The sequence below is a fragment of the Micromonospora sp. KC207 genome, from assembly GCF_004348615.1.
Taxonomy (GTDB): domain Bacteria; phylum Actinomycetota; class Actinomycetes; order Mycobacteriales; family Micromonosporaceae; genus Micromonospora.
Genome location: NZ_SMKJ01000127.1, coordinates 1 through 17,880 on the forward strand (window position 1 = coordinate 1; position 17,880 = coordinate 17,880).

The 17,880-nt window shown below is 73.2% G+C and carries 22 protein-coding genes and 1 riboswitch; of the genes, 11 read left to right on the forward strand and 11 right to left on the reverse strand.

What is annotated here, in order from left to right; all coding sequences use genetic code 11:
- The coding region (locus E1258_RS17335) for a C39 family peptidase (RefSeq protein WP_132402170.1) at window positions 1–439 on the forward strand (439 nt) is incomplete at its 5' end.
- A 92-nt stretch (window positions 440–531) separates the two neighbouring features.
- Here the strand turns inward: E1258_RS17335 and dusB are convergent.
- The gene (gene dusB, locus E1258_RS17340) at window positions 532–1,713 is read right to left on the reverse strand and encodes a tRNA dihydrouridine synthase DusB (RefSeq protein ID WP_371688632.1); all 1,182 of its coding nucleotides are present in this window, start codon (window positions 1,711–1,713) and stop codon (window positions 532–534) included.
- 90 nt (window positions 1,714–1,803) lie between these two features.
- On the opposite strand from dusB, the gene E1258_RS17345 reads away from it, so the two are divergent.
- The gene (locus tag E1258_RS17345; RefSeq protein WP_243715512.1) at window positions 1,804–2,274 is read left to right on the forward strand and encodes a hypothetical protein; all 471 of its coding nucleotides are present in this window, start codon (window positions 1,804–1,806) and stop codon (window positions 2,272–2,274) included.
- 268 nt (window positions 2,275–2,542) lie between these two features.
- On the opposite strand, the gene E1258_RS17350 is transcribed toward E1258_RS17345, so the two are convergent.
- The 3 genes from E1258_RS17350 to E1258_RS17360 all read right to left on the reverse strand — a co-directional run bounded on the left by E1258_RS17350 (window position 2,543) and on the right by E1258_RS17360 (window position 4,982).
- Entirely contained in the window at window positions 2,543–3,922 is a 1,380-nt protein-coding gene (locus E1258_RS17350) for a glycine--tRNA ligase (RefSeq protein ID WP_132402173.1), read from the reverse strand.
- 118 nt (window positions 3,923–4,040) lie between these two features.
- Window positions 4,041–4,514: a hypothetical protein gene (locus E1258_RS17355; protein ID WP_132402212.1), complete on the reverse strand. Its 474-nt coding sequence runs from the start codon at window positions 4,512–4,514 to the stop codon at window positions 4,041–4,043.
- A 126-nt stretch (window positions 4,515–4,640) separates the two neighbouring features.
- Window positions 4,641–4,982 carry an antibiotic biosynthesis monooxygenase gene (locus E1258_RS17360; RefSeq protein WP_132402176.1) on the reverse strand — a complete coding sequence of 114 codons (342 nt, stop codon included), beginning with the start codon at window positions 4,980–4,982 and terminating at the stop codon, window positions 4,641–4,643.
- 27 nt (window positions 4,983–5,009) lie between these two features.
- Here E1258_RS17360 and E1258_RS17365 point away from each other — a divergent pair, with 27 nt between their 5' ends.
- The 8 genes from E1258_RS17365 to E1258_RS33390 all read left to right on the forward strand — a co-directional run bounded on the left by E1258_RS17365 (window position 5,010) and on the right by E1258_RS33390 (window position 9,714).
- A complete protein-coding gene (locus tag E1258_RS17365; RefSeq protein ID WP_132402179.1) occupies window positions 5,010–5,267 on the forward strand; it encodes a DUF6703 family protein in 258 nt (85 codons plus the stop codon).
- Between the two features lie 128 nt (window positions 5,268–5,395).
- Window positions 5,396–6,355 carry a metal ABC transporter substrate-binding protein gene (locus E1258_RS17370; RefSeq protein WP_132402182.1) on the forward strand — a complete coding sequence of 320 codons (960 nt, stop codon included), beginning with the start codon at window positions 5,396–5,398 and terminating at the stop codon, window positions 6,353–6,355.
- The gene (locus tag E1258_RS17375) at window positions 6,352–7,113 is read left to right on the forward strand and encodes a metal ABC transporter ATP-binding protein (RefSeq protein ID WP_132402185.1); all 762 of its coding nucleotides are present in this window, start codon (window positions 6,352–6,354) and stop codon (window positions 7,111–7,113) included. Before E1258_RS17370 ends, E1258_RS17375 begins: the two co-directional genes overlap by 4 nt.
- 2 nt (window positions 7,114–7,115) lie before the next feature.
- Entirely contained in the window at window positions 7,116–7,982 is an 867-nt protein-coding gene (locus E1258_RS17380) for a metal ABC transporter permease (protein WP_132402188.1), read from the forward strand.
- 43 nt (window positions 7,983–8,025) lie between these two features.
- Entirely contained in the window at window positions 8,026–8,325 is a 300-nt protein-coding gene (locus tag E1258_RS17385; RefSeq protein ID WP_007072450.1) for a metalloregulator ArsR/SmtB family transcription factor, read from the forward strand.
- Window positions 8,322–8,720 carry a Fur family transcriptional regulator gene (locus tag E1258_RS17390; protein WP_007072451.1) on the forward strand — a complete coding sequence of 133 codons (399 nt, stop codon included), beginning with the start codon at window positions 8,322–8,324 and terminating at the stop codon, window positions 8,718–8,720. The genes E1258_RS17385 and E1258_RS17390 overlap by 4 nt, the downstream gene beginning before the upstream one ends.
- Before the next feature lie 48 nt (window positions 8,721–8,768).
- The gene (locus E1258_RS17395; protein ID WP_132402190.1) at window positions 8,769–9,374 is read left to right on the forward strand and encodes a hypothetical protein; all 606 of its coding nucleotides are present in this window, start codon (window positions 8,769–8,771) and stop codon (window positions 9,372–9,374) included.
- Window positions 9,375–9,546: 172 nt separating this feature from the next.
- Window positions 9,547–9,714 carry a hypothetical protein gene (locus tag E1258_RS33390; RefSeq protein WP_007072453.1) on the forward strand — a complete coding sequence of 56 codons (168 nt, stop codon included), beginning with the start codon at window positions 9,547–9,549 and terminating at the stop codon, window positions 9,712–9,714.
- A 71-nt stretch (window positions 9,715–9,785) separates the two neighbouring features.
- On the opposite strand, the gene E1258_RS17400 is transcribed toward E1258_RS33390, so the two are convergent.
- From E1258_RS17400 to E1258_RS17430, 7 genes are all read right to left on the reverse strand, one after another.
- A complete protein-coding gene (locus E1258_RS17400) occupies window positions 9,786–11,810 on the reverse strand; it encodes an acyl-CoA dehydrogenase family protein (protein WP_371688633.1) in 2,025 nt (674 codons plus the stop codon).
- Between the two features lie 130 nt (window positions 11,811–11,940).
- Window positions 11,941–12,444, reverse strand: coding sequence for a DUF6328 family protein (locus E1258_RS17405; RefSeq protein WP_132402193.1), 504 nt, complete (start codon window positions 12,442–12,444; stop codon window positions 11,941–11,943).
- A 108-nt stretch (window positions 12,445–12,552) separates the two neighbouring features.
- Window positions 12,553–13,302, reverse strand: a complete 750-nt coding sequence (locus E1258_RS17410; protein ID WP_132402196.1) for a sugar isomerase domain-containing protein — start codon at window positions 13,300–13,302, stop codon at window positions 12,553–12,555.
- Window positions 13,299–14,156 (reverse strand): aminoglycoside N(3)-acetyltransferase, encoded by an 858-nt coding sequence (locus E1258_RS17415; RefSeq protein ID WP_132402199.1) that lies wholly within the window; start codon window positions 14,154–14,156, stop codon window positions 13,299–13,301. Before E1258_RS17415 ends, E1258_RS17410 begins: the two co-directional genes overlap by 4 nt.
- On the reverse strand, window positions 14,153–14,983 hold the full coding sequence (locus E1258_RS17420) for an alpha/beta fold hydrolase (protein ID WP_132402203.1): 831 nt from the start codon (window positions 14,981–14,983) through the stop codon (window positions 14,153–14,155). The genes E1258_RS17415 and E1258_RS17420 overlap by 4 nt, the downstream gene beginning before the upstream one ends.
- Before the next feature lie 29 nt (window positions 14,984–15,012).
- A complete protein-coding gene (locus E1258_RS17425; RefSeq protein ID WP_132402206.1) occupies window positions 15,013–15,768 on the reverse strand; it encodes a TIGR03943 family protein in 756 nt (251 codons plus the stop codon).
- On the reverse strand, window positions 15,765–16,904 hold the full coding sequence (locus E1258_RS17430) for a permease (RefSeq protein ID WP_243715513.1): 1,140 nt from the start codon (window positions 16,902–16,904) through the stop codon (window positions 15,765–15,767). The genes E1258_RS17425 and E1258_RS17430 overlap by 4 nt, the downstream gene beginning before the upstream one ends.
- A gap of 165 nt (window positions 16,905–17,069) precedes the next feature.
- Window positions 17,070–17,175: riboswitch (TPP riboswitch) on the forward strand.
- A gap of 70 nt (window positions 17,176–17,245) precedes the next feature.
- Between E1258_RS17430 and E1258_RS17435 the strand changes: the two genes are divergently transcribed.
- A complete protein-coding gene (locus E1258_RS17435; RefSeq protein WP_007072460.1) occupies window positions 17,246–17,836 on the forward strand; it encodes an ECF transporter S component in 591 nt (196 codons plus the stop codon).
- Window positions 17,837–17,880 lie beyond the last annotated feature (44 nt).

Genomic DNA, 17,880 nt, shown 5'->3' on the forward strand with positions numbered 1-17,880 from the left:
CCGCAACGCCCTGAGCGTGCAGGGCAAGAACATCGACGTCGACACCATGGCCAAGCAGATGGGCACCACCGAGGCCGGCACCAACTCCATCAACGACATCACCCCCGTGCTGAACAAGGAGACCGGCCGCAAGGCCTACCACAGCACGGAGATCCCGGCCGACAAGGTCGACGGCAAGCACGTCGACAAGCTGCGCGCCGATGTCGTCCGCGCGGTCGACGACGGCCGGGCCGTGGTGGCCAACATCGCCGGCACCGCCACCGACACCGACGGCGTCAGCCACTCCTTCGCCGGCGGCCACTACATCAGCGTCGTCGGCTACCACGAGGGCGGCAAGACCGTGACGATCGCCGACTCCGCCAACCCGGACCAGGCCAGCTACCGCATGGACACCGACGTCCTGGCCCACTGGATCGCCAGCCGCGGCTACGCCTCCTGACCACCAGACACGAAGGGCCCGACCCCGGTAGGGGTCGGGCCCTTCGCCGTGGCAGCGGGGCACCCGTCGCCGGGCCCGCTGGCGGCGGGCGGTCAGCCGCCGGAGTCGGCCAGTTCGGCACCCTCCGGGACGGTGTCGTCGTCCCGGCTGGCCAGCCAGCCGTCGGGGAGGAAGACCTTGCCGGGCGAGTTCGTCCGGCCGCGCGGCTGGCCCAGCGTCGCCACCGGGAACGGCTCGGCCGGGTCGAGCTTGCCGAGCAGGTCGTCGAGCTGGGCCAGGCTGTCGATCATCGCCAGCTCGCGGCGCAGCTCGCTGCCGACCGGGAAGCCCTTGAGGTACCAGGCGACGTGCTTGCGGAAGTCCGTGCAGCCGTCCCGCTCGCCCCGGGCCGGGTTGCGCGCCCCCGCCGTGAACTGGTCGACCAGCAGCTCCGCGTGCCGGCGCATGGTCGCCGCCACCTCGCCGAGCGTGGGCAGCCGCCGCTCGGGCCGGCCCTCGAACGCGGCCTCCAGATCGGCGAAGAGCCACGGCCGCCCCAGGCAGCCGCGCCCGATCACCACGCCGTCGACCCCGGTGTGGGCGACCATGCGCAGCGCGTCGTCGGCCTCCCAGATGTCGCCGTTGCCGAGCACTGGCACGTCGAGCGACTGCTTGAGGGTGGCGATGGCGTCCCAGTCGGCGGTGCCCGAGTAGCGTTGCGCGGCCGTACGCCCGTGCAGGGCGACCGCCGCGACGCCGGCGTCCTGGGCGGCGAGCCCCGCCTCGACGTACGTCAGGTGGTCGTCGTCGATGCCCTTGCGCATCTTCACGGTGACCGGCACCCCGGCGGGCGACGCGGCGTCCACGGCGGCCCGCACCAGCCGGGCGAAGAGCCGGCGCCGCCACGGCAGGGCCGACCCGCCGCCCTTGCGGGTGACCTTGGGGACGGGACAGCCGAAGTTCAGGTCGATGTGGTCGGCGAGGTCCTTATCGACCACGATCCGCACGGCGGCGGCGGTGATCTCGGGGTCGGTGCCGTAGAGCTGGAGGCTGCGCGGCCGCTCGTCGTCACCGAAGGCGATCATGCGCAGCGTCTTCGGGTTCCGCTCGACCAGCGCGACCGTAGTGATCATCTCGCAGACGTAGATGCCGCCGCCCTGCTCCCGGCAGAGCCGGCGGAACCCGACGTTGGTGATCCCGGCCATCGGGGCGAGCACCACCGGCGGCCACACCTCGTGCCGCCCGATGCGCAGCCCGCCGCCCGGTTCACTCCCGCGCCTTCCGCTCCCACTCACCCGCCAAGTGTAAGGAAGGGCCCCCCGCGCAGCGACGACGTACACCTGATCGTGCCGCACCACGCGCGACGCCGCTCGTGCGGGCACGCGGTGATCGCTCGGGCGCTGGCGCTCGACGATCGGGCCCGGCAGACGGCGCTCCACCCCGTGTGTTCGCCCGCCCGCGCCGTGGTCGACGCGGCCCGGGGCCTGCGCAAGCTTCGCCCGGTCCGTGCGATCGTCGCCGAGGCCGTGCAACGGGGGTACGCCGACCTGCCCGCGCTGGACGAGGAGATCCGCCGGGCGCGGCGCAGCCGGACGTCGCTGGTCCGCAGGGCGTTCGCGGAGGTCGTCGACGGCACCCGGTCGGCACCGGAGGCCGAGCTGCGGGAATGCCTGGCCGGCAGCCGGGTGGTGCCGGAGATCCGGTGGAACCCGCGCCTGGTCAGCGGGGACGGCGCGACGCTGCCCACCCCGGACGGCTATTTGGCCGACGCGGCGGTGGCCCTGGAGTGGACTCGCAGGAGTTCCACTTCAGCCCGGGCGACTGGGCGCGGACGCTGGACCGGCACAACGAGCTGAGCCGGCACGGGGTGCTGATCCTGCACTTCACGCCCGCGCAGATCCGCCGGGACCCGGACCGCGTGCGCCGCACGGTAGAGGACACATACGAGTCGCGGCGCGGTGTCGGCGCCACGACCCGGGTGCGGGGGGGGGTGGAGCCCCGCCCCGAGGAGGCGCCTCGCCCGCAGCCGGGCCCGCACGCCGGCGAGGGCCCGCTCACCGGGGGCGGTGAGAAGGGGCCCCTTCTCTACCGGAAACGTCAAGAAGGGGCCCTTCCTTACACCTTTCAGCAGCCGGGGAGGCGCTCGATCAGGTAGCGCTCCACCTGGTCCAGACCGATGCGCTCCTGGGCCATGGTGTCCCGGTTCCGCACGGTCACCGCGTCGTCGTCGAGGGTGTCGAAGTCGACAGTCACGCAGAACGGGGTGCCGATCTCGTCCTGGCGGCGGTAGCGGCGGCCGATGGCCTGCGAGTCGTCGAACTCCACCACCCAGCGCTTGCGCAGGTCGGCGGCGAGCTGCTTGGCCTTCGGCGAGAGCGCCTCGTTGCGGGACAGCGGCAGCACAGCCACCTTCACCGGGGCCAGGCGCGGGTCGAAGCGCATGACGGTGCGCTTGTCCACCCCGCCCTTGGTGTTCGGGGCCTCGTCCTCGTCGTACGCCTCAAGCAGGAACGCGAGCACCGCGCGGGTGAGGCCGGCGGCCGGCTCGATCACGTACGGCATCCAGCGCTCGCCCTTGGCCTGGTCGAAGTACGACAGGTCGACACCGGAGTGCTTGCTGTGCGTGGACAGGTCGAAGTCGGTGCGGTTGGCGATGCCCTCCAGCTCGGCGAACTCGTTGCCGCCGAACTGGAACCGGTACTCGATGTCGACCGTGCGCTTCGAGTAGTGGGAGAGCTTCTCCTTGGGGTGCTCGTAGAAGCGCAGGTTCTCCTCGGACAGGCCGAGGTCGAGGTACCAGTTCCAGCGCTCGGAGAGCCAGTACTCGTGCCACTGCTCGTCGGAGCCGGGCTCGACGAAGAACTCCATCTCCATCTGCTCGAACTCCCGGGTGCGGAAGATGAAGTTGCCCGGGGTGATCTCGTTGCGGAACGACTTGCCGGTCTGCGCGATGCCGAACGGCGGCTTCTTGCGGGCGACCGTCTCCACGTTCTTGTAGTTGACGAAGATGCCCTGGGCGGTCTCCGGGCGCAGGTAGTGCAGGCCCTCGTCGCTCTCCACCGGGCCGAGGTAGGTCTTCATCAGGCCGTTGAACATCTTCGGCTCGGTGAAGGTGCCCTTGTTGCCGCAGTTCGGGCAGTTCAGCTCCGTCAGCGAGGTCAGCGGCTTGCCGTGCTTGGCCTCGTACGCCTCCTCCAAATGGTCGGCGCGGAACCGCTTGTGGCAGGACTGGCACTCGGTCAGCGGGTCGACGAACTCGGCGATGTGGCCGCTGGCCTCCCAGACCTTGCGGGCCAGGATGACCGCCGAGTCCAGGCCGACGACGTCGTCGCGCTGCTGGACCATGGTCCGCCACCACTGCCGGCGGACGTTCTCCTTCAGCTCCACGCCGAGCGGACCGTAGTCCCACGCCGACCGGGTGCCCCCGTAGATCTCACTGGAGGGGAAGACGAAGCCTCGGCGCTTTGCGAGGCTGACGACGGCGTCGATACGGTCGGCTGGCATGTTTCCTCCTACGCCGGCTGGCGGTCGGCGGGGGCGCGAAGTGGATGGAACGGTCGAGCTCGGGACCCACGGTACGACCGCAGCGGCCCCGAGCCCAGGAGAATACCGGGGGCGGCGGTCAGCTCACCCCGCAGACCTCCATGGCGCCGGTCTGCCCGTCGGCGGCGAGGGTGACCTCCTGGTCGCCCCGGTCGCCCCCGCTGAAGGTGACCGAGACCGGCACGGTGAGGTTCGTGGTGTCGACGTCGCCCACCCGGTACGAGTCGATCTGCGGCTCGGCGGAGACGCGGCGCTCGAACTCCTGCCGGGACTCGCGTCGCTGCGCGTCGTCGCAGAGCGCGTCGTACGACTGCTCGTACCTGCGCTCGACCAACCCCTCGTAGTAGTCGTCGGTCACCGAGCGGCCCTGCTCGCGTATTGCCTGCACGTTGCTGACCGCGAGACCCACCACGGCCGTCCCGCCCCCGCCGCAGCAGATCAGCACGGCGACCGCCCCGGCGCCGAGGCCGAGCCACAGGCGGGCGCTCCACCCCTCGGTCGGGGGCGCGGCGAACGGCGGGACCACCCCGGGGCCCGCCGGGGGCGTGGGCACCTCCGGCTCCGGAGGCGTCGGCGGCACGCCGGGGCCCGGCGGGCCGGCGGGCGCGGGCGCCACGGGGTACAGGGGTGGACCGGACGGTCCGGGTGCGGTCATAGGTGCAGGGTAGTGCCCGCCGGCTCAGCGCAGCGGATCAGCGGCCCGATCACTGGGGTTGACCTCGACGGTGCCGCCGGGGGCCGCGCCGGCCAGCGTCTCGTACGCGGACGGCTCGTCCAGGGACTCGGCCAGCAGCGGCGTGGCGTGCACCTTCACGTCGAACCCGCCGAGCGCCCGCCGGTACGTCCCGACGGACTCCCACTCGGTGAGCAGGCACCAGTGGCGCGGGTCGTCCAGCGCCCGCAGCAGCTCCCCGCGCAGGTAGCCGGGGCGGGCGGCGAGCGCGGCGAGCGCGGCGTGCGCGCGTTCGGTGAAGGCGGGGGCGACGTCCTCGTCGACCACGAACCTGTTGGTGACCAGCACCCGGGTCCTCCTCGTAGAGTCTGTGGGATGCAGCGTACGCAGCGCACCCTGCCGGTCCGGCTGGCCCGGGCGAACCCGACGACGATCTTCCTGGTCACCCTGGTGCTGGTGCTGGTGGGGCTGTTCGCCCCCGGGGTGGTCGGCGGGGCGCTGCTGCTGGCGCTCGCCGCCGCCGGAGTGGCGCTGCTGCTCACCACCTGGCCGGTGCAGTCCCCGGCCACCCGGGTGATCCGGCTGGTGATGCTCACCCTGCTGGTGACCGTGGCACTGGCGAAGCTCCTCTGACCGCACCCGAGGGGCGGCCGCCGATGCACCCGAAGAGGCAGCCATCAGGGCGGCCGTAGCAGAAACGCCACTCTCATGCAAGGATGCGTTTTTGACAATCAATTTCGTTGTCGCGGAGAGTTGGGGCCATGATGCTCCGCCACCCCACCGCACGTGTCCTGGCCACCGCGACCGCCCTGGTCGCCCTCGGTGCAGTGTCCGCCTGCTCCGACAGCGCCGCGACCAGTGCCGACCCGCAGCGGATCGACGTGGCCGCCGCCTTCTACCCACTCCAGTTCGTCGCCGAGCGGGTCGGCGGCGACGCGGTCCGGGTGACCAACCTGACCAAGCCCGGCGCCGAGCCGCACGACCTGGAACTCACCCCGAGCCAGGTCGGCGAGGTGAACCAGGCCGAGCTGGTCGTCTACCTCAAGGGCTTCCAGCCGGCCGTGGACGAGGCGATCGCGCAGAGCGGCGGCGACCGGGCCTTCGACGTGGCCGGGGTGCAGCCGCTGCTGGCCGCGAGCGCCGGTGGGCATGAGCACGAGGGCGAGGGCGAGGAGGAGCATGCCGAGGAGGCCACCGGCGGCAAGGACCCGCACCTCTGGCTCGACCCGACCCGGCTGGCCGGCGTCGCCGACCAGCTCGCCGAGCGGCTCGGCAAGGCCGACCCGGAGCGCGCCGCCGACTACACCGCGCGGGCGAAGACCCTCCGCGCCGACCTGGAGAAGCTGGACGCCGAGTTCGCCGCCGGGCTCAAGACCTGCCAGCGGCGGGAGATCGTGGTGAGCCACACCGCGTTCGGCTACCTGGCCGAGCGCTACCAGCTCGAACAGGTCGGCATCGCCGGGCTCACCCCGGAGAACGAGCCCTCCCCGCAGCGCCTCGCCGAGGTCACGAAGGAGGCCCGCGAGCACGGTGCCACCACGATCTTCTTCGAGACTCTCGTCAGCCCGAAGGTCGCCGAGACCATCGCCCGCGAGGTCGGCGCGAAGACCGCGGTGCTCGACCCGCTGGAGGGGCTGACGGCCGACGGCAACGGACAGGACTACCTTTCGGTGATGCGTACCAACCTGCAGACGCTGAGGACGGCGTTGAGCTGCTCGTGACCGAATCTGTCATCACCGTCGCGCACGGGGTGGTCGGCTACGACGGCCGCCCCGTGCTGCGGGACGTCTCCCTCGCCGTCGACGCCGGCGAGGTCGTCGCCGTGCTCGGCGCCAACGGCTCCGGCAAGTCCACCCTGATCCGCGCGGTGCTCGGGCTGGTCCCGCTGCACGCCGGGTCCGTGGCGCTCTTCGGCACCCCGCTGCGCCGGTTCCGGCAGTGGGGGCGCATCGGGTACGTCCCGCAGCGGCTCGGCGCGGGCGGCGGGGTTCCCGCCACGGTCCGCGAGGTGGTTGCCTCCGGCCGGCTGGCCCGCCGGGGCGTGCTTCGCCCACCAGGGCGCGCCGACCGGGTCGCGGTCGACGCCGCACTGGTGTCGGTGGGCCTGGCCGACCGGGCCAGCGACCCGGTGGCCACCCTCTCTGGCGGCCAACAGCAGCGCACCCTGATCGCCCGGGCGCTGGCTGGCGAGCCGGAGTTGCTGGTCCTGGACGAGCCGACCGCCGGGGTCGACGCGGCCAGCCAGGAGGCGTTCGCCGGGGCGCTGCGCGGCTTCCTCGACGACGGCGGGACGGTGCTGCTGGTGGCCCACGAATTGGGACCGCTGCGGCCGCTGATCAGCCGGGCCGTGGTGGTGCACCACGGCGGGATCGCGCACGACGGCGCGGTCCCCGAACCGGCCGGCCACCACGCCGACCCCGACCACGACCACGTGCACCCGCACGGACCCAACGAGCCCGTAGGGCTGTGGAGCAGTTGAGCATGGAGCTTTTCCAGTACCCGTACATGCAGCGCGCCCTCATCGGCGCGCTGGTCATCGGCCTGGCCGCCCCGGCGCTCGGCATCTACCTGGTGCAGCGCCGGCTGGCGCTGATCGGCGACGGGGTCGGGCACGTGGCGCTCACCGGGGTCGGCGCGGGGCTGCTGCTCAATCGCTCCCCCGTGCTGGTGGCGGTGGTCGTGGCGACGCTCGGCGCGGTCGCCATCGAGCTGGTCCGGGCCCGGGGCCGCACCTCCGGCGACCTCGCGCTGGCGCTGCTGTTCTACGGCGGCATCGCCGGCGGGGTGATGCTGGTGGGGCTTTCCGACGCCACCAGCGCGAACCTCAACGCGTACCTGTTCGGGTCGCTGACCACCATCTCGCCGCAGGACCTGGTCACGATCGTGGTGCTCGGCGTGGTGCTCCTGGTCACCATGCTGGCGCTGCGCCCGGCGCTGTTCGCGGTCTGCCACGACGAGGAGTACGCCCGGGTCGCCGGCCTGCCGGTGCGGGCGCTGAACCTGCTGCTCGCGGTCGGCACCGCGGTCACCGTGACGATCGCCATGCGGGCCGTCGGGGTGCTGCTGATCAGCGCGCTGATGGTGGTCCCGGTGGCCACCGCCCAGCAGGTCACCCGGGGGTTCCGGGCCACGATGACGGCGGCGATGGCGCTCGGGCTGTTCGCCGCCGGCGCCGGGGTCTGGGTGGCCGCCAACGCCGACACCGCGCCCGGCGCGTCCGTGGTGCTGCTGGCGATCGCCTCCTTCCTCGTGGTGGCGGTCGTCGCGGCGGCCTGGCGGGCGCTGCGCCGAGGGCGCGCGGAGTCCGGCGCACCGGCCCCGGAACCCCACGAGGTGGTGCTGCGTTGAGCCTGCTCCTCGGCGTGTCGGCGGGATTGGTTACCGTTATGGAGTGACCAGCGGATCAGGGTACGAGGCCTACGAGGGCGCCGGTGAGTTGCTGCGCGCGCTCGCGGCACCCATCCGACTGGCGATCGTGAGCGAACTGGCGCAGGGTGAACGGTGCGTGCACGAGCTGGTGGAGAAGCTCGGGGCCGCCCAGCCACTGGTTTCCCAGCACCTGCGGGTGCTGCGCGGGGCAGGCGTGGTCCGGGGCTCCCGGCGTGGTCGCGAGATCGCGTACGCGTTGGTCGACGGACACGTCGCGCACATCGTGGCCGACGCGGTAAGCCACGCTGGGGAGGCATCATGACCGAGAGCAGCACCGCCGTCCGGAACACCAGGCAACGCTCCGCGGTCAGCGCGCTGCTCGCCGAGGTGGAGGGCTTCCACAGCGCACAGGACCTGCACGCGATGCTCCGCGAGCGCGGCGAGCGGGTGGGGCTGACCACCGTCTACCGCACCCTGCAGGGGCTGGCCGACGCGGGCGAGATCGACGTGATGCGCCCGCCGGGCGGCGAGCACCTCTACCGGCGGTGCAGCGAGGGTCACCACCACCATCTGGTCTGCCGGGTCTGCGGGCGCACCGTCGAGGTCGCGGGGCCGACCGTGGAGACCTGGGCGGAGCGGGTGGCGGCGCAGCACGGGTACGCCGACGTCAGCCACACCCTGGAGATCTTCGGCACCTGCCCGGCCTGCGCCGGCTGACAATACCGACCCGTGCCGGTCCGGTCCGGCCGTGGCACGCTGTGCGGCGTGAAGATCTACGCCGATCGCTTCCCGACAGTTTGCCGTCAGTTGCTCACCGACCTGCTCGTCCTCGCCTTGGTCTACGCCACGATCCGCTCCGCGCTCTGGGTGCACGACCTGGTGCAGAAGCTCGCCGTACCCGGTCGGAAGCTGGAAGGGGCCGGCGGCGGCCTGGCCGACAGCCTGGCCGACGCCGGCGGCAAGGTGGGTCGGGTGCCGCTGGTCGGCGAGGAGCTGACCGCGCCCTTCACGAAGGCCGCCGACGCCGCGCGAACCGTCGCCGAGGCAGGCCGCGACCAGCAGGAACTCGTCGGCCAGCTCGCCCTGGCGCTCAGTATCGCGGTGCTGGTCCTCCCCCTCGCCCTGGTGCTGTTCGGCTGGCTGCCGCTGCGGCTGCGCTGGATGCGCCGGGCCGCCTCGACGAAGGCGCTGGCCACGGCCCCCGCCGGGCGGGACCTGCTGGCCCTGCGGGCGCTGGCCAATCAGCCGCTGGGGAAGCTGGCCCGGATCGCCCCGGACGTGGCCGAGGCGTGGCGGCGCGGCGACGACGCGACCGTGGACGCGCTCGCCGCGCTGGAGCTGCGCCGGCTCGGCCTGCGAACCGGCCGCTGAGCGGGCCGCGCGGGCGGCGACCGGCCGTCGGGTACGTGGCCAACGGGCAGTGGCAGGGCGGCTTCGAGGGCGACGTCGCGATCCGCACCACCGGCGCCGCGCCGATCAACGGCTGGACACGTTCGTCGACGACGGCCGACAGGCCCGGCAGCCGCTCGTCTAGGGTGGGGCGGTGCTGTACTTCTTGATCGTCGTCGCCGTGCTGCTGCTGGCGTACGCCGCCGCGCTGGTCAGTTTCGTCCGTCGGGGGCGCAGGATCCCGCCGCAGGCGTACCTGGTGCTGGCGCTGCTCAACGGCCTCATTCTGGCGGCCGTGCTGGCCTGGGCGATCGCCCGCTGACGAGCTGGCCGGCCCGGTGGTTAACAGGGGCCCCTTGCTATGCAGAAAGCGTTAACAGGGGGCCCTTCCTTTCACTCGTGGGGGATGCGGCGGCGGACGTCCTCGGCGGTGGACGGGCCGGGCGTCCAGCGGGCCACCCAGGGCAGCCCGGTGGGTGGGGTGATCACCCCGTCCTCCAGGGCGGCGTACCGGCCGGCGAGGATCCGCCTCGCCGCCGCCACGTCGACCGAGTCGGTGTTCGCCCACAGGCCGGCGAACAGGGCGTCGACCCGCAGCCGGGCCTGACGGCAGAACAGGTCGGCCAGCTCGACATGCTCCGGGCGGGCGTCCTTCTCCGCGTACGCCCGTACGCAGACGGCGCTCATCGCGAACAGCTCCGCGCCGATGTCCACCACCCGGCCGAGGAACGCCTGCTTACGCTCCATCTTCCCCTGCCACCGCGACATCGCGTAGAACGTCGACCGGGCCAGCTTGCGGCTGTACCGCTCGACCTGGCGCAGGTGCCCGGCGAGCGGGCCGAACTCCGCGTACGCCTTCGGGATCTGACCCCGGCCGACGGCGAGGGTGGGCAGCCACCTCGCGTAGAACGCGCCGGCCCGCGCGCCGGCCCTGGCCTTGCGGCCGAGCCCCGCGTCGGGGTCGATGAGGTCCCCGGCGACGGAGAGGTGGGCGTCGACCGCCTCGCGGGCGATCAGCAGGTGCATGATCTCGGTGGAGCCCTCGAAGATCCGGTTGATCCGCAGGTCCCGCAGGAGCTGCTCGACCGCTGCCGGGCGCTCGCCCCGGGCGGCCAGGGAGTCGGCGGTCTCGTAGCCGCGCCCACCCCGGATCTGGATCAGCTCGTCGCCGATCCTCCAGGCCATCTCGCTGGCGTACAGCTTGACCAGGGCCGCCTCGATCCGGATGTCGTTGCGGTCGTCGTCGGCGAGCAGGCAGCACAGGTCGAGCATCGTCTCCATGCCGTACGTGGTGGCGGCGACGAAGGCGAGCTTCTGGGCGACGGCCTCGTGCTCGCCCACCGGCCGGCCCCACTGGACCCGGTCGGCGGCCCACTCCCGGGCCACGTTGAGTGACCACTTCCCGGCACCGACGCACATCGCCGGCAGCGAGAGCCGACCCGTGTTGAGGGTGGTCAGGGCGATCTTGAGACCCTTGCCCTCGCCGCCGATGACGTTTCCGGCCGGCACGAACACGTCGTGGAACCGGGTGAGGCTGTTCTCCAGGCCACGCAGGCCGGTGAACTCGTTGCGCCGTTCCACGGTGATGCCCTCGGCGTCGCCGTCGACGACGAACGCGGTGATCCCACCGCGCCGCCCCTCGCTCGCCGGCACCCGGGCCATCACCACCAGCAGGGTGGCCACGGTGCCGTTGGTGGCCCAGAGCTTGACCCCGTTGAGCCGGTACCCGGTGCCGTCGGCGGTCGGCTCGGCGGTGGTGGCCAGCCGTGCCGGGTCGGAGCCGACGTCCGGCTCGGTGAGCAGGAACGCCGACACCTCACCGGCGGCGAGCCGGGGCAGGAAGCTCCGCTTCTGCTCGCCGGTGCCGAACATCTTCAGCGGCTGCGGGACGCCGATCGACTGGTGCGCCGACAGCAACGCCCCGATCGCGGGGCTGACCGAGCCGGCCAGCATCAGCGCCCGGCAGTAGTGCAGGTTGCTCAGCCCGAGCCCGCCGTACTCCCGGTCGATCTTCATGCCGAACGCGCCGAGCCGGGCCAGTCCCCGGAACACCTCGTCGGGGATGCGGGCGTCCCGCTCGATCGCCGCGCCGTCCACCTCGGAGGTGAGGTACCCGCGCAGCCGGGCCAGGAACTTTTCGGCGCGGGCGTCCTCGGCCGGGTCGGTTCGCGGCCACGGGTGGACCAGGTCGAGCCGGAACCGCCCGAGGAACAGCTCCTTGCCGAAGCTGGGCCGGTCCCAGGCCGACTCGCGGGCCGCCTCGGCGACCTGCCGGGCCTCCTTCTCGGACACCTGCCCGGCCTCCGCCGGCAGCGGGCCGGTGGTTCCCGGGCCCGCGCTCCCCTGCGCCGGCAGCGGGCCGGCTCCGGCCCCTTCCACCGGGTCGGACGCGGATCGGCTGTTCTGGGTCGTGGTCACGGCGGCCTCCTCGAACCTCGGTCCGGATGCGTCAACGTGCTCGACACAAACAACGCTACCCCCGGTTGTTACCCAGGGGTAGCGTCGCGTGCACCTCGGATTTCCGACAGCGTCGCCGCTGGTCGGAGGGTCAGTCGCCGGCGAGCACCTGCGGATCGTCATCGTCGTCGTCGACGTCGTCCTCGCCCCAGTTGCGGCGGGCGAACGGCAGGAAGGCCCAGAGGGTCAGGAACCAGACGGCGGTGATCGCGGTGAGCACGAAGGCGATGCCCCGGTCCAGCACGAAGTCGGTGATCAGCAGGACCGCGCTGACCATCGAGACGAGCATGAACGCGAGCCCGCCGCTGGCCATCCGGTGGGCAAAGCGGACCAGCTCCGGCTTGCGCCCCTGGCGGAACAACGCCCGGTGGAAGGCCACCGGGCTAATGATCATCGCGGTGGCGGCGGCAGCCGCCAGCAGCGAGACGATGTAGACATCCTTCTGGAAGGCGTTGGTGCGGGTGAAACCGCTGCTGAACGGCAGGGTCAGCAGGAACGCGAAGAGGATCTGCACGCCAGTCTGCGCGACCCGCAACTCCTGGAGCAGATCGGCGAAGTTGCGCTGCCAGCGCTGCCTCTCGGTTTCCTTCGACACGTGTTACCTCCGGGGCGACGGTACTGCCGGCGGGTGCGGCCCGCCGACAGCATCGCCAATGCCCGATCGCCCGGGCGGCGAAACCGATTCACGCCCATGCCCGCGCGGTCAGGAGCCCCGACGGATCCGGCCCGCGTACCGGGCCTCCAGGGCTTTGTTGTGCTCGTCGCCGCCGGCGATGTTGGCCGACAGGTAGACCGGGGGCCGTTCCCCCACCGCGAGCAGCCGGGCCACCACCTCGACCGTGATCTGCTGCGCGAGCAGGGCCGCCGTGATCGAGGAGACCGCGCCGACCGCGCCGCCACCGGGCATCGGCAGGGTCGCGTCGCCGTACGGGGCCCCGTTGTCCAGCACCACGTCGGCGAAGTCGGCCAGCTTCCGCCCCGACGGGTGCCGGGAGGTCATCCGCGCCGAGTGCTGGGCCGACGTGATGGCGATCAGGCGGTGCCCGCGCCCGGTCACCAGCGCCGCGAACTCCACGATCGCCCCGTTGACCCCGGAGTTGGAGGCCACCACGAACACGTCGGACGGCTGGACCGGGGCCAGCTCGTAGAGGCGGTGGGCCACCGACGGGTCCCGCTCCAGCAGCGGGCCCAGGACGTCGGCCGGCGCCCCGCCGTGCAGCACCACGTCGCGCAGCGCGATCCGGTTGGTCGGCACCAGGCCACCGGCCCGGCCGGCGATCTCCATGGCGAGGGCCTCCGAGTGGCCGGTGCCGAACGCGTGGACCACCCCGTCGGCGCGCAGCGCGTCGGCGATCAGCTCGGCCGCACGGCCCACCGCCTCCCGCTGGCTGGCCGACACCTGCCCGATCGTCTCCGTCACCACCGCCAGGTAGCTCTCGGCGCTGAGCGTCACGCGTCCTCCATCCGCCGGTTCCCGTCCGCCGCCGGTGGATCTGGGTCCGCCGCCCGCCGGTTGCGGGCCAGCCACCCCACCGCGAAGTCGACCGCCGCCCGCTGGCGCATCAACCGTCCCGTCCCTTCGCCGACCGGGCCGACCCGCACCGCCCCGGTCGCCTCCAGGCCGGCCCCGAGCCGGGGGAAATCGCTCTCGTCGAGCACGACGTCGTCCCACCACACCCAACGCCGCCCGCCGTCCGGGATGGGCACCGCCGCGCCCTCCCGCTGCCTCGGCGGGGTGGCCTGCCGGTACTCGGCCAGGTGCAGCGACGTGTTCGAGTCGTGGCCGACACCGAGCAGCAGCACGTCGGCGTCGGCGTCGTACAGCCGGCCCAACGGCGACTCGGCACCGAGCATGCCGGCCAGGGGATGCCCGGTCACGACCCGCTCGGCGGCGGGCCCGAGGGCGGCGAAGGAGACCTGCGGGTGATCGCTGCGCCGGGCACCCGGCCAGCACCGGATTGTCTCGGCCAGCGCCCCCATGAACCGGCTCGGGGTGACCGCCGGGTCGAAGGCGGGGGTCTCGGCCCGGATCACCGGCCACCAGTCCGCCGGCACCGGCGGGTTCCGCCACCCGGCCGGGTCGCTGTTCTCCGGTGTGTGGGTGGGCACCACGATCGTGCCCTGCGGGCCGAGCGCGTCGCGCAGGGCGAGGGCCACCGCCTGCGCGCCGCCGCAGACGAACCCGAGCGCCTTCAGCCCGGCGTGCACGAGCACGATGCCGCCGGGGCGTACCCCCAGGTCGGCGAGCTGCGCGGCGAGCGACGCGCGGGTGTGTGGCCGGGTCGCGCCGGGCCCGGTCGCGGTCATCGGGCGGTGGCCGTGCGCGCCAGGACCGCCTCGGCCAGCGGGCCGGGCGCCTCGTCGGGGATCCAGTGCGACACCCCGGCCAGCGTGACGCGGCGGTAGTCGCCGGTGACGTGCGCGGCGCACGCCTCGGCGGCGGTACGGCCGATCGCCTTGTCCCGATCGCTCCAGACGAAGGTGGTCGGCACCGGCACCGGACCGACCGCCGCGAGGTCCCGCCGGGACATCGCGCGGTACCAGTTCAGGGCGGCGGTCAGCGCGCCCTGGGCGCGCATCGGCTCGGCGTAGCGGGCGACCCGGTCGGCGTCGCCGACGCCGCCGAGCAGCCGGCGCAGGGCGGCGGCCCGAAACGCCAGCAGCACCTTCTCGGCCTTGCCCGGCTTGCGGAACAGGGCGATGTACGACGAGCGGGCCTTCTGCTCGGTGTCGGTGGCCAGCGCGTGCGCCATCGCGGCGGGGTGCGGGACCGACACGGCGGTGAGGGTGCGCACCCGGTCGGGGTGGGCGGCGGCGAGCGCCCAGGCGACGATCGCGCCCCAGTCGTGCCCCACCACGTGGGCCGCGTCGACGCCCAGCGCATCGAGCACCGCCGCCGCGTCGGCGACCAGCTCGGGAACCCGGTACGCCTCGACCGCCGCCGGCCGGGCGCCAGGCGAGTATCCGCGCTGGTCGAGCGCGTACGTGCGCAGCCCAGCGGCGTGCAGCGCCGGGGTCACCCCTTCCCACTCGCCGCTGTGCTGCGGGAAGCCGTGCAGCAGCAGCACCGGCTCGCCGTCGGCCGGACCGCCGGTGCGCACCTCGAACGTCAGCCCTCGCGCGTCGACCTGCATGATCGGCAGCCTACCCAGGGCGCCCGCGCTCACTCGTACTGGTTTCTCGGCGCGGGCACCTCCCGCCAGGACTCCACGGCCAGGTACGGGATCTCGGCGTCGTTGACCGGGTCCCGCGCGATTCGGTCGCTGTAGCGGCCGGTGACCTCGACCCAGGTGTCGTGCGGCAGGCCGACGGGCACGTCGCCGGTCATCCCCAGCTTGACCGGGCGGCCGTCGGCGGCGCAGCAGGAGAGCACCATGCGGGCCAGGATCGGCTGCCCGTCAGGACCGGGCGCGATGAACCCGGTGAGCCGGACCCGCCGGTCGCCGATCGACTCACCCCGCTCGAACAGCGCCCGGGCGGCGTAGTCGAGGACGGTGACCGGGGCCGGGTCGCCCGGCGGCAGGGGCGGGTAGTCCGACTGCTGCTTGCTGGCCAGCGCGGTGCCGGCCTGGCCCACCGCGTACGAGCCGAGGGCCGGCGGGGCGACCAGCAGCAGCCCGAGCACCGGCAGCAGGAGCAGCCAGCCGACGCGCGGCTCGTGGTGACCGTGCCCGTCGTCGTCGGCCGCGTGGCCGTGCCCGTCGTCGTCGGGCCCGTGACCGGGGTCGGCCGAAGCCGGCGCGGGCCGCAGGTCGTACCAGAGGGTCATGATCGCGGCGGCGATCAGCGCGAGCCCGGCGGCGATGAGGAACGGCCGCAGCCCTTCCTTGACGTACCGCAGGTAGAGATCGGTGACGCTGGCCCGGACCACCGCGCCGCCGAGCAGCAGCAGCATGACCGCCTGCGCCTGCCGGTTCACAGCAGCACCGCCCCGGCGAGGCTGGCCACCCCGACGGCGACCACGAAGGTCGCCGGGGCGAACCGGAACGCGAACCGGCGACCGAAGATGCCGGCCTGCATCGAGATCAGCTTGAGATCGACCATCGGCCCAACCACCAGGAAGACGAGACGGGAGGTGAGAGAGAACTGCGACAGCGACGCCGCGACGAAGGCGTCGGCCTCCGAACAGAGCGACAGCAGCACGGCGAGCACGGCGAGGGCGAGCACCGACAACACCGGGGAGTCGGCGAGGGTCTGCAACCACCGCTCCGGCACCAGCACGTTGATGCTGGCGGCGGCCATCGCGCCGACGACCAGGAAGCCGCCGGCGTGAATGATGTCGTGCCGCATGGCCGCCCAGAAGGCCGCGCCCCGCGACGTGCCCTCCAGCTCGGGCCGGTGCGGCAGCCGGATCCAGTCGGCGCGGCCGAGCCGCAGCCAGAGCCATCCCATGATCATGGCGACGACCAGGCTGGCCAACGCCCGAGCGAGCACCATCTCCGGTGCTCCCGGGAAGGCGACGGCGGTAGCGGCGAGCACGATCGGGTTGACCGCCGGGGCGGCGAGCAGGAACGCCAGGGCCGCCGCCGGGGTGACGCCGCGCCGGATCAGGGAGCCGGCGATCGGCACCGCACCGCACTCGCAGCCTGGCAGCACCACACCGGCGGCGCTGGCCACCGGCACCGCGAGGGCCGGATGCCGGGGCAGCGCCCGGGCCCAGAACGAGCGCGGCACGAAGACCGCGATCACCGCCGAGAGCAGCACCCCGAAGACCAGGAACGGCACCGCCTGCACGAGCACCGAGACGAAGACCGTGGTCCAGGTCTGCAACCGGGGCCCGGCCAGCGCGGCGGCAAGCTGCTCGCGGAACACGATCAGCAGGACCAGCAGCGCGGCCAACACCTCGACCGAGCCGAACCAGCCGCCGACGGAGCGTCGCGGCCCGCCCGGCGCCGCCTTACCCTCCGGTACGTCCGGCGCGGCCCCGCCGGCCGCTCCCGTCACCGGGGCCGGCCCGGGCGGGACGTCCACCGACCCGCCGTCCGCCGCCGGTGCCCTGGCGGCTACCCCGCCGGGTCTGACGGGCGGAACGGAACTGTCCGTCGTCGATGTCACGGTCACGCTCCCTCGGGGCGGATGGATTCGGCGGCGCGACACTACCGCGCCCAGCGGCCCGGGTCGATGGACTCCGCCAAGATGATGGTGTCTGGATCGGAGTGAGCTGCGAAAAGGACCTTTTGCCCGGTGATCTTCCAGGGTGTAGCGTCGACGGGACAACTTCACATCCGACAGGGGAGCGCACAGCGCTGAGAGTGCGGGCACCGCCCGCAGACCCTCGAACCTGATCTGGGTAATGCCAGCGCAGGGAGTTCGGTCGACCTCCAGCCGCGTCGACGTCCGGTTCCACCGGACACGGCGTGCGTCTTCTCCTGGTTCGTCAAGGACTGGGAGCCACCATGAACCACACCGACAGCAACCGCTGGCGCACGATCGACATCGTGGTCGCCTCGGTGATCGCCGTCGCCTTCGGCGTCATCTTCTGGGCCTGGGGCCTGGTCTGGAGCGCCACCGAGGGGGCGTTCGCGTTCTTCCCGCCCGCGCAGACCCTGCTCTACGGCGTCTGGCTGATGCCGGCCGTGCTCGGCGGCCTGGTGATCCGCAAGCCGGGCGCGGCCCTGTACTGCGAGACCGTCGCCGCCGTCCTGTCCGCCCTGCTGGGCAGTCAGTGGGCCGGCACGGTGATCCCGCAGGGCATGATCCAGGGCCTGGGCGCGGAGCTGGCGTTCGCCGCGTTCCGGTACCGCTCGTTCCGGCTGCCGACCGCGCTGCTCGCCGGGGCGTTCACCGGTGTCAGCGCCGCCCTGTTCGACTTCTTCGTCTGGAACGCCGAGTACGACCTGACCGGCTACCGCCTCCCGTACGCCCTGATCACCGTGATCAGCGCCACGATCATCGCGGGCGCGGGCGGCTGGGCGCTGACCCGTGCCCTGGCCACCACCGGCGCCCTGGACCGCTTCCCCGCCGCCCGCACCCGAACCCCCATCTAGGCGACCTGGCGCGGGCATCCGCTCGAGGCTGGGCGGGGAGGGAG

Coding starts and splice junctions, on each gene's coding strand:
- E1258_RS17350 (WP_132402173.1), bottom strand. CDS start 3,922: ATGCCAGCCGACCGTATCGACGCCGTCGTCAGCCTCGCAAAGCGCCGA.
- E1258_RS17365 (WP_132402179.1), top strand. CDS start 5,010: ATGCAGCGTACGCAGCGCACCCTGCCGGTCCGGCTGGCCCGGGCGAAC.
- E1258_RS17370 (WP_132402182.1), top strand. CDS start 5,396: ATGATGCTCCGCCACCCCACCGCACGTGTCCTGGCCACCGCGACCGCC.
- E1258_RS17380 (WP_132402188.1), top strand. CDS start 7,116: ATGGAGCTTTTCCAGTACCCGTACATGCAGCGCGCCCTCATCGGCGCG.
- E1258_RS17390 (WP_007072451.1), top strand. CDS start 8,322: ATGACCGAGAGCAGCACCGCCGTCCGGAACACCAGGCAACGCTCCGCG.
- E1258_RS17415 (WP_132402199.1), bottom strand. CDS start 14,156: ATGACCGCGACCGGGCCCGGCGCGACCCGGCCACACACCCGCGCGTCG.
- E1258_RS17420 (WP_132402203.1), bottom strand. CDS start 14,983: ATGCAGGTCGACGCGCGAGGGCTGACGTTCGAGGTGCGCACCGGCGGT.
- E1258_RS17435 (WP_007072460.1), top strand. CDS start 17,246: ATGAACCACACCGACAGCAACCGCTGGCGCACGATCGACATCGTGGTC.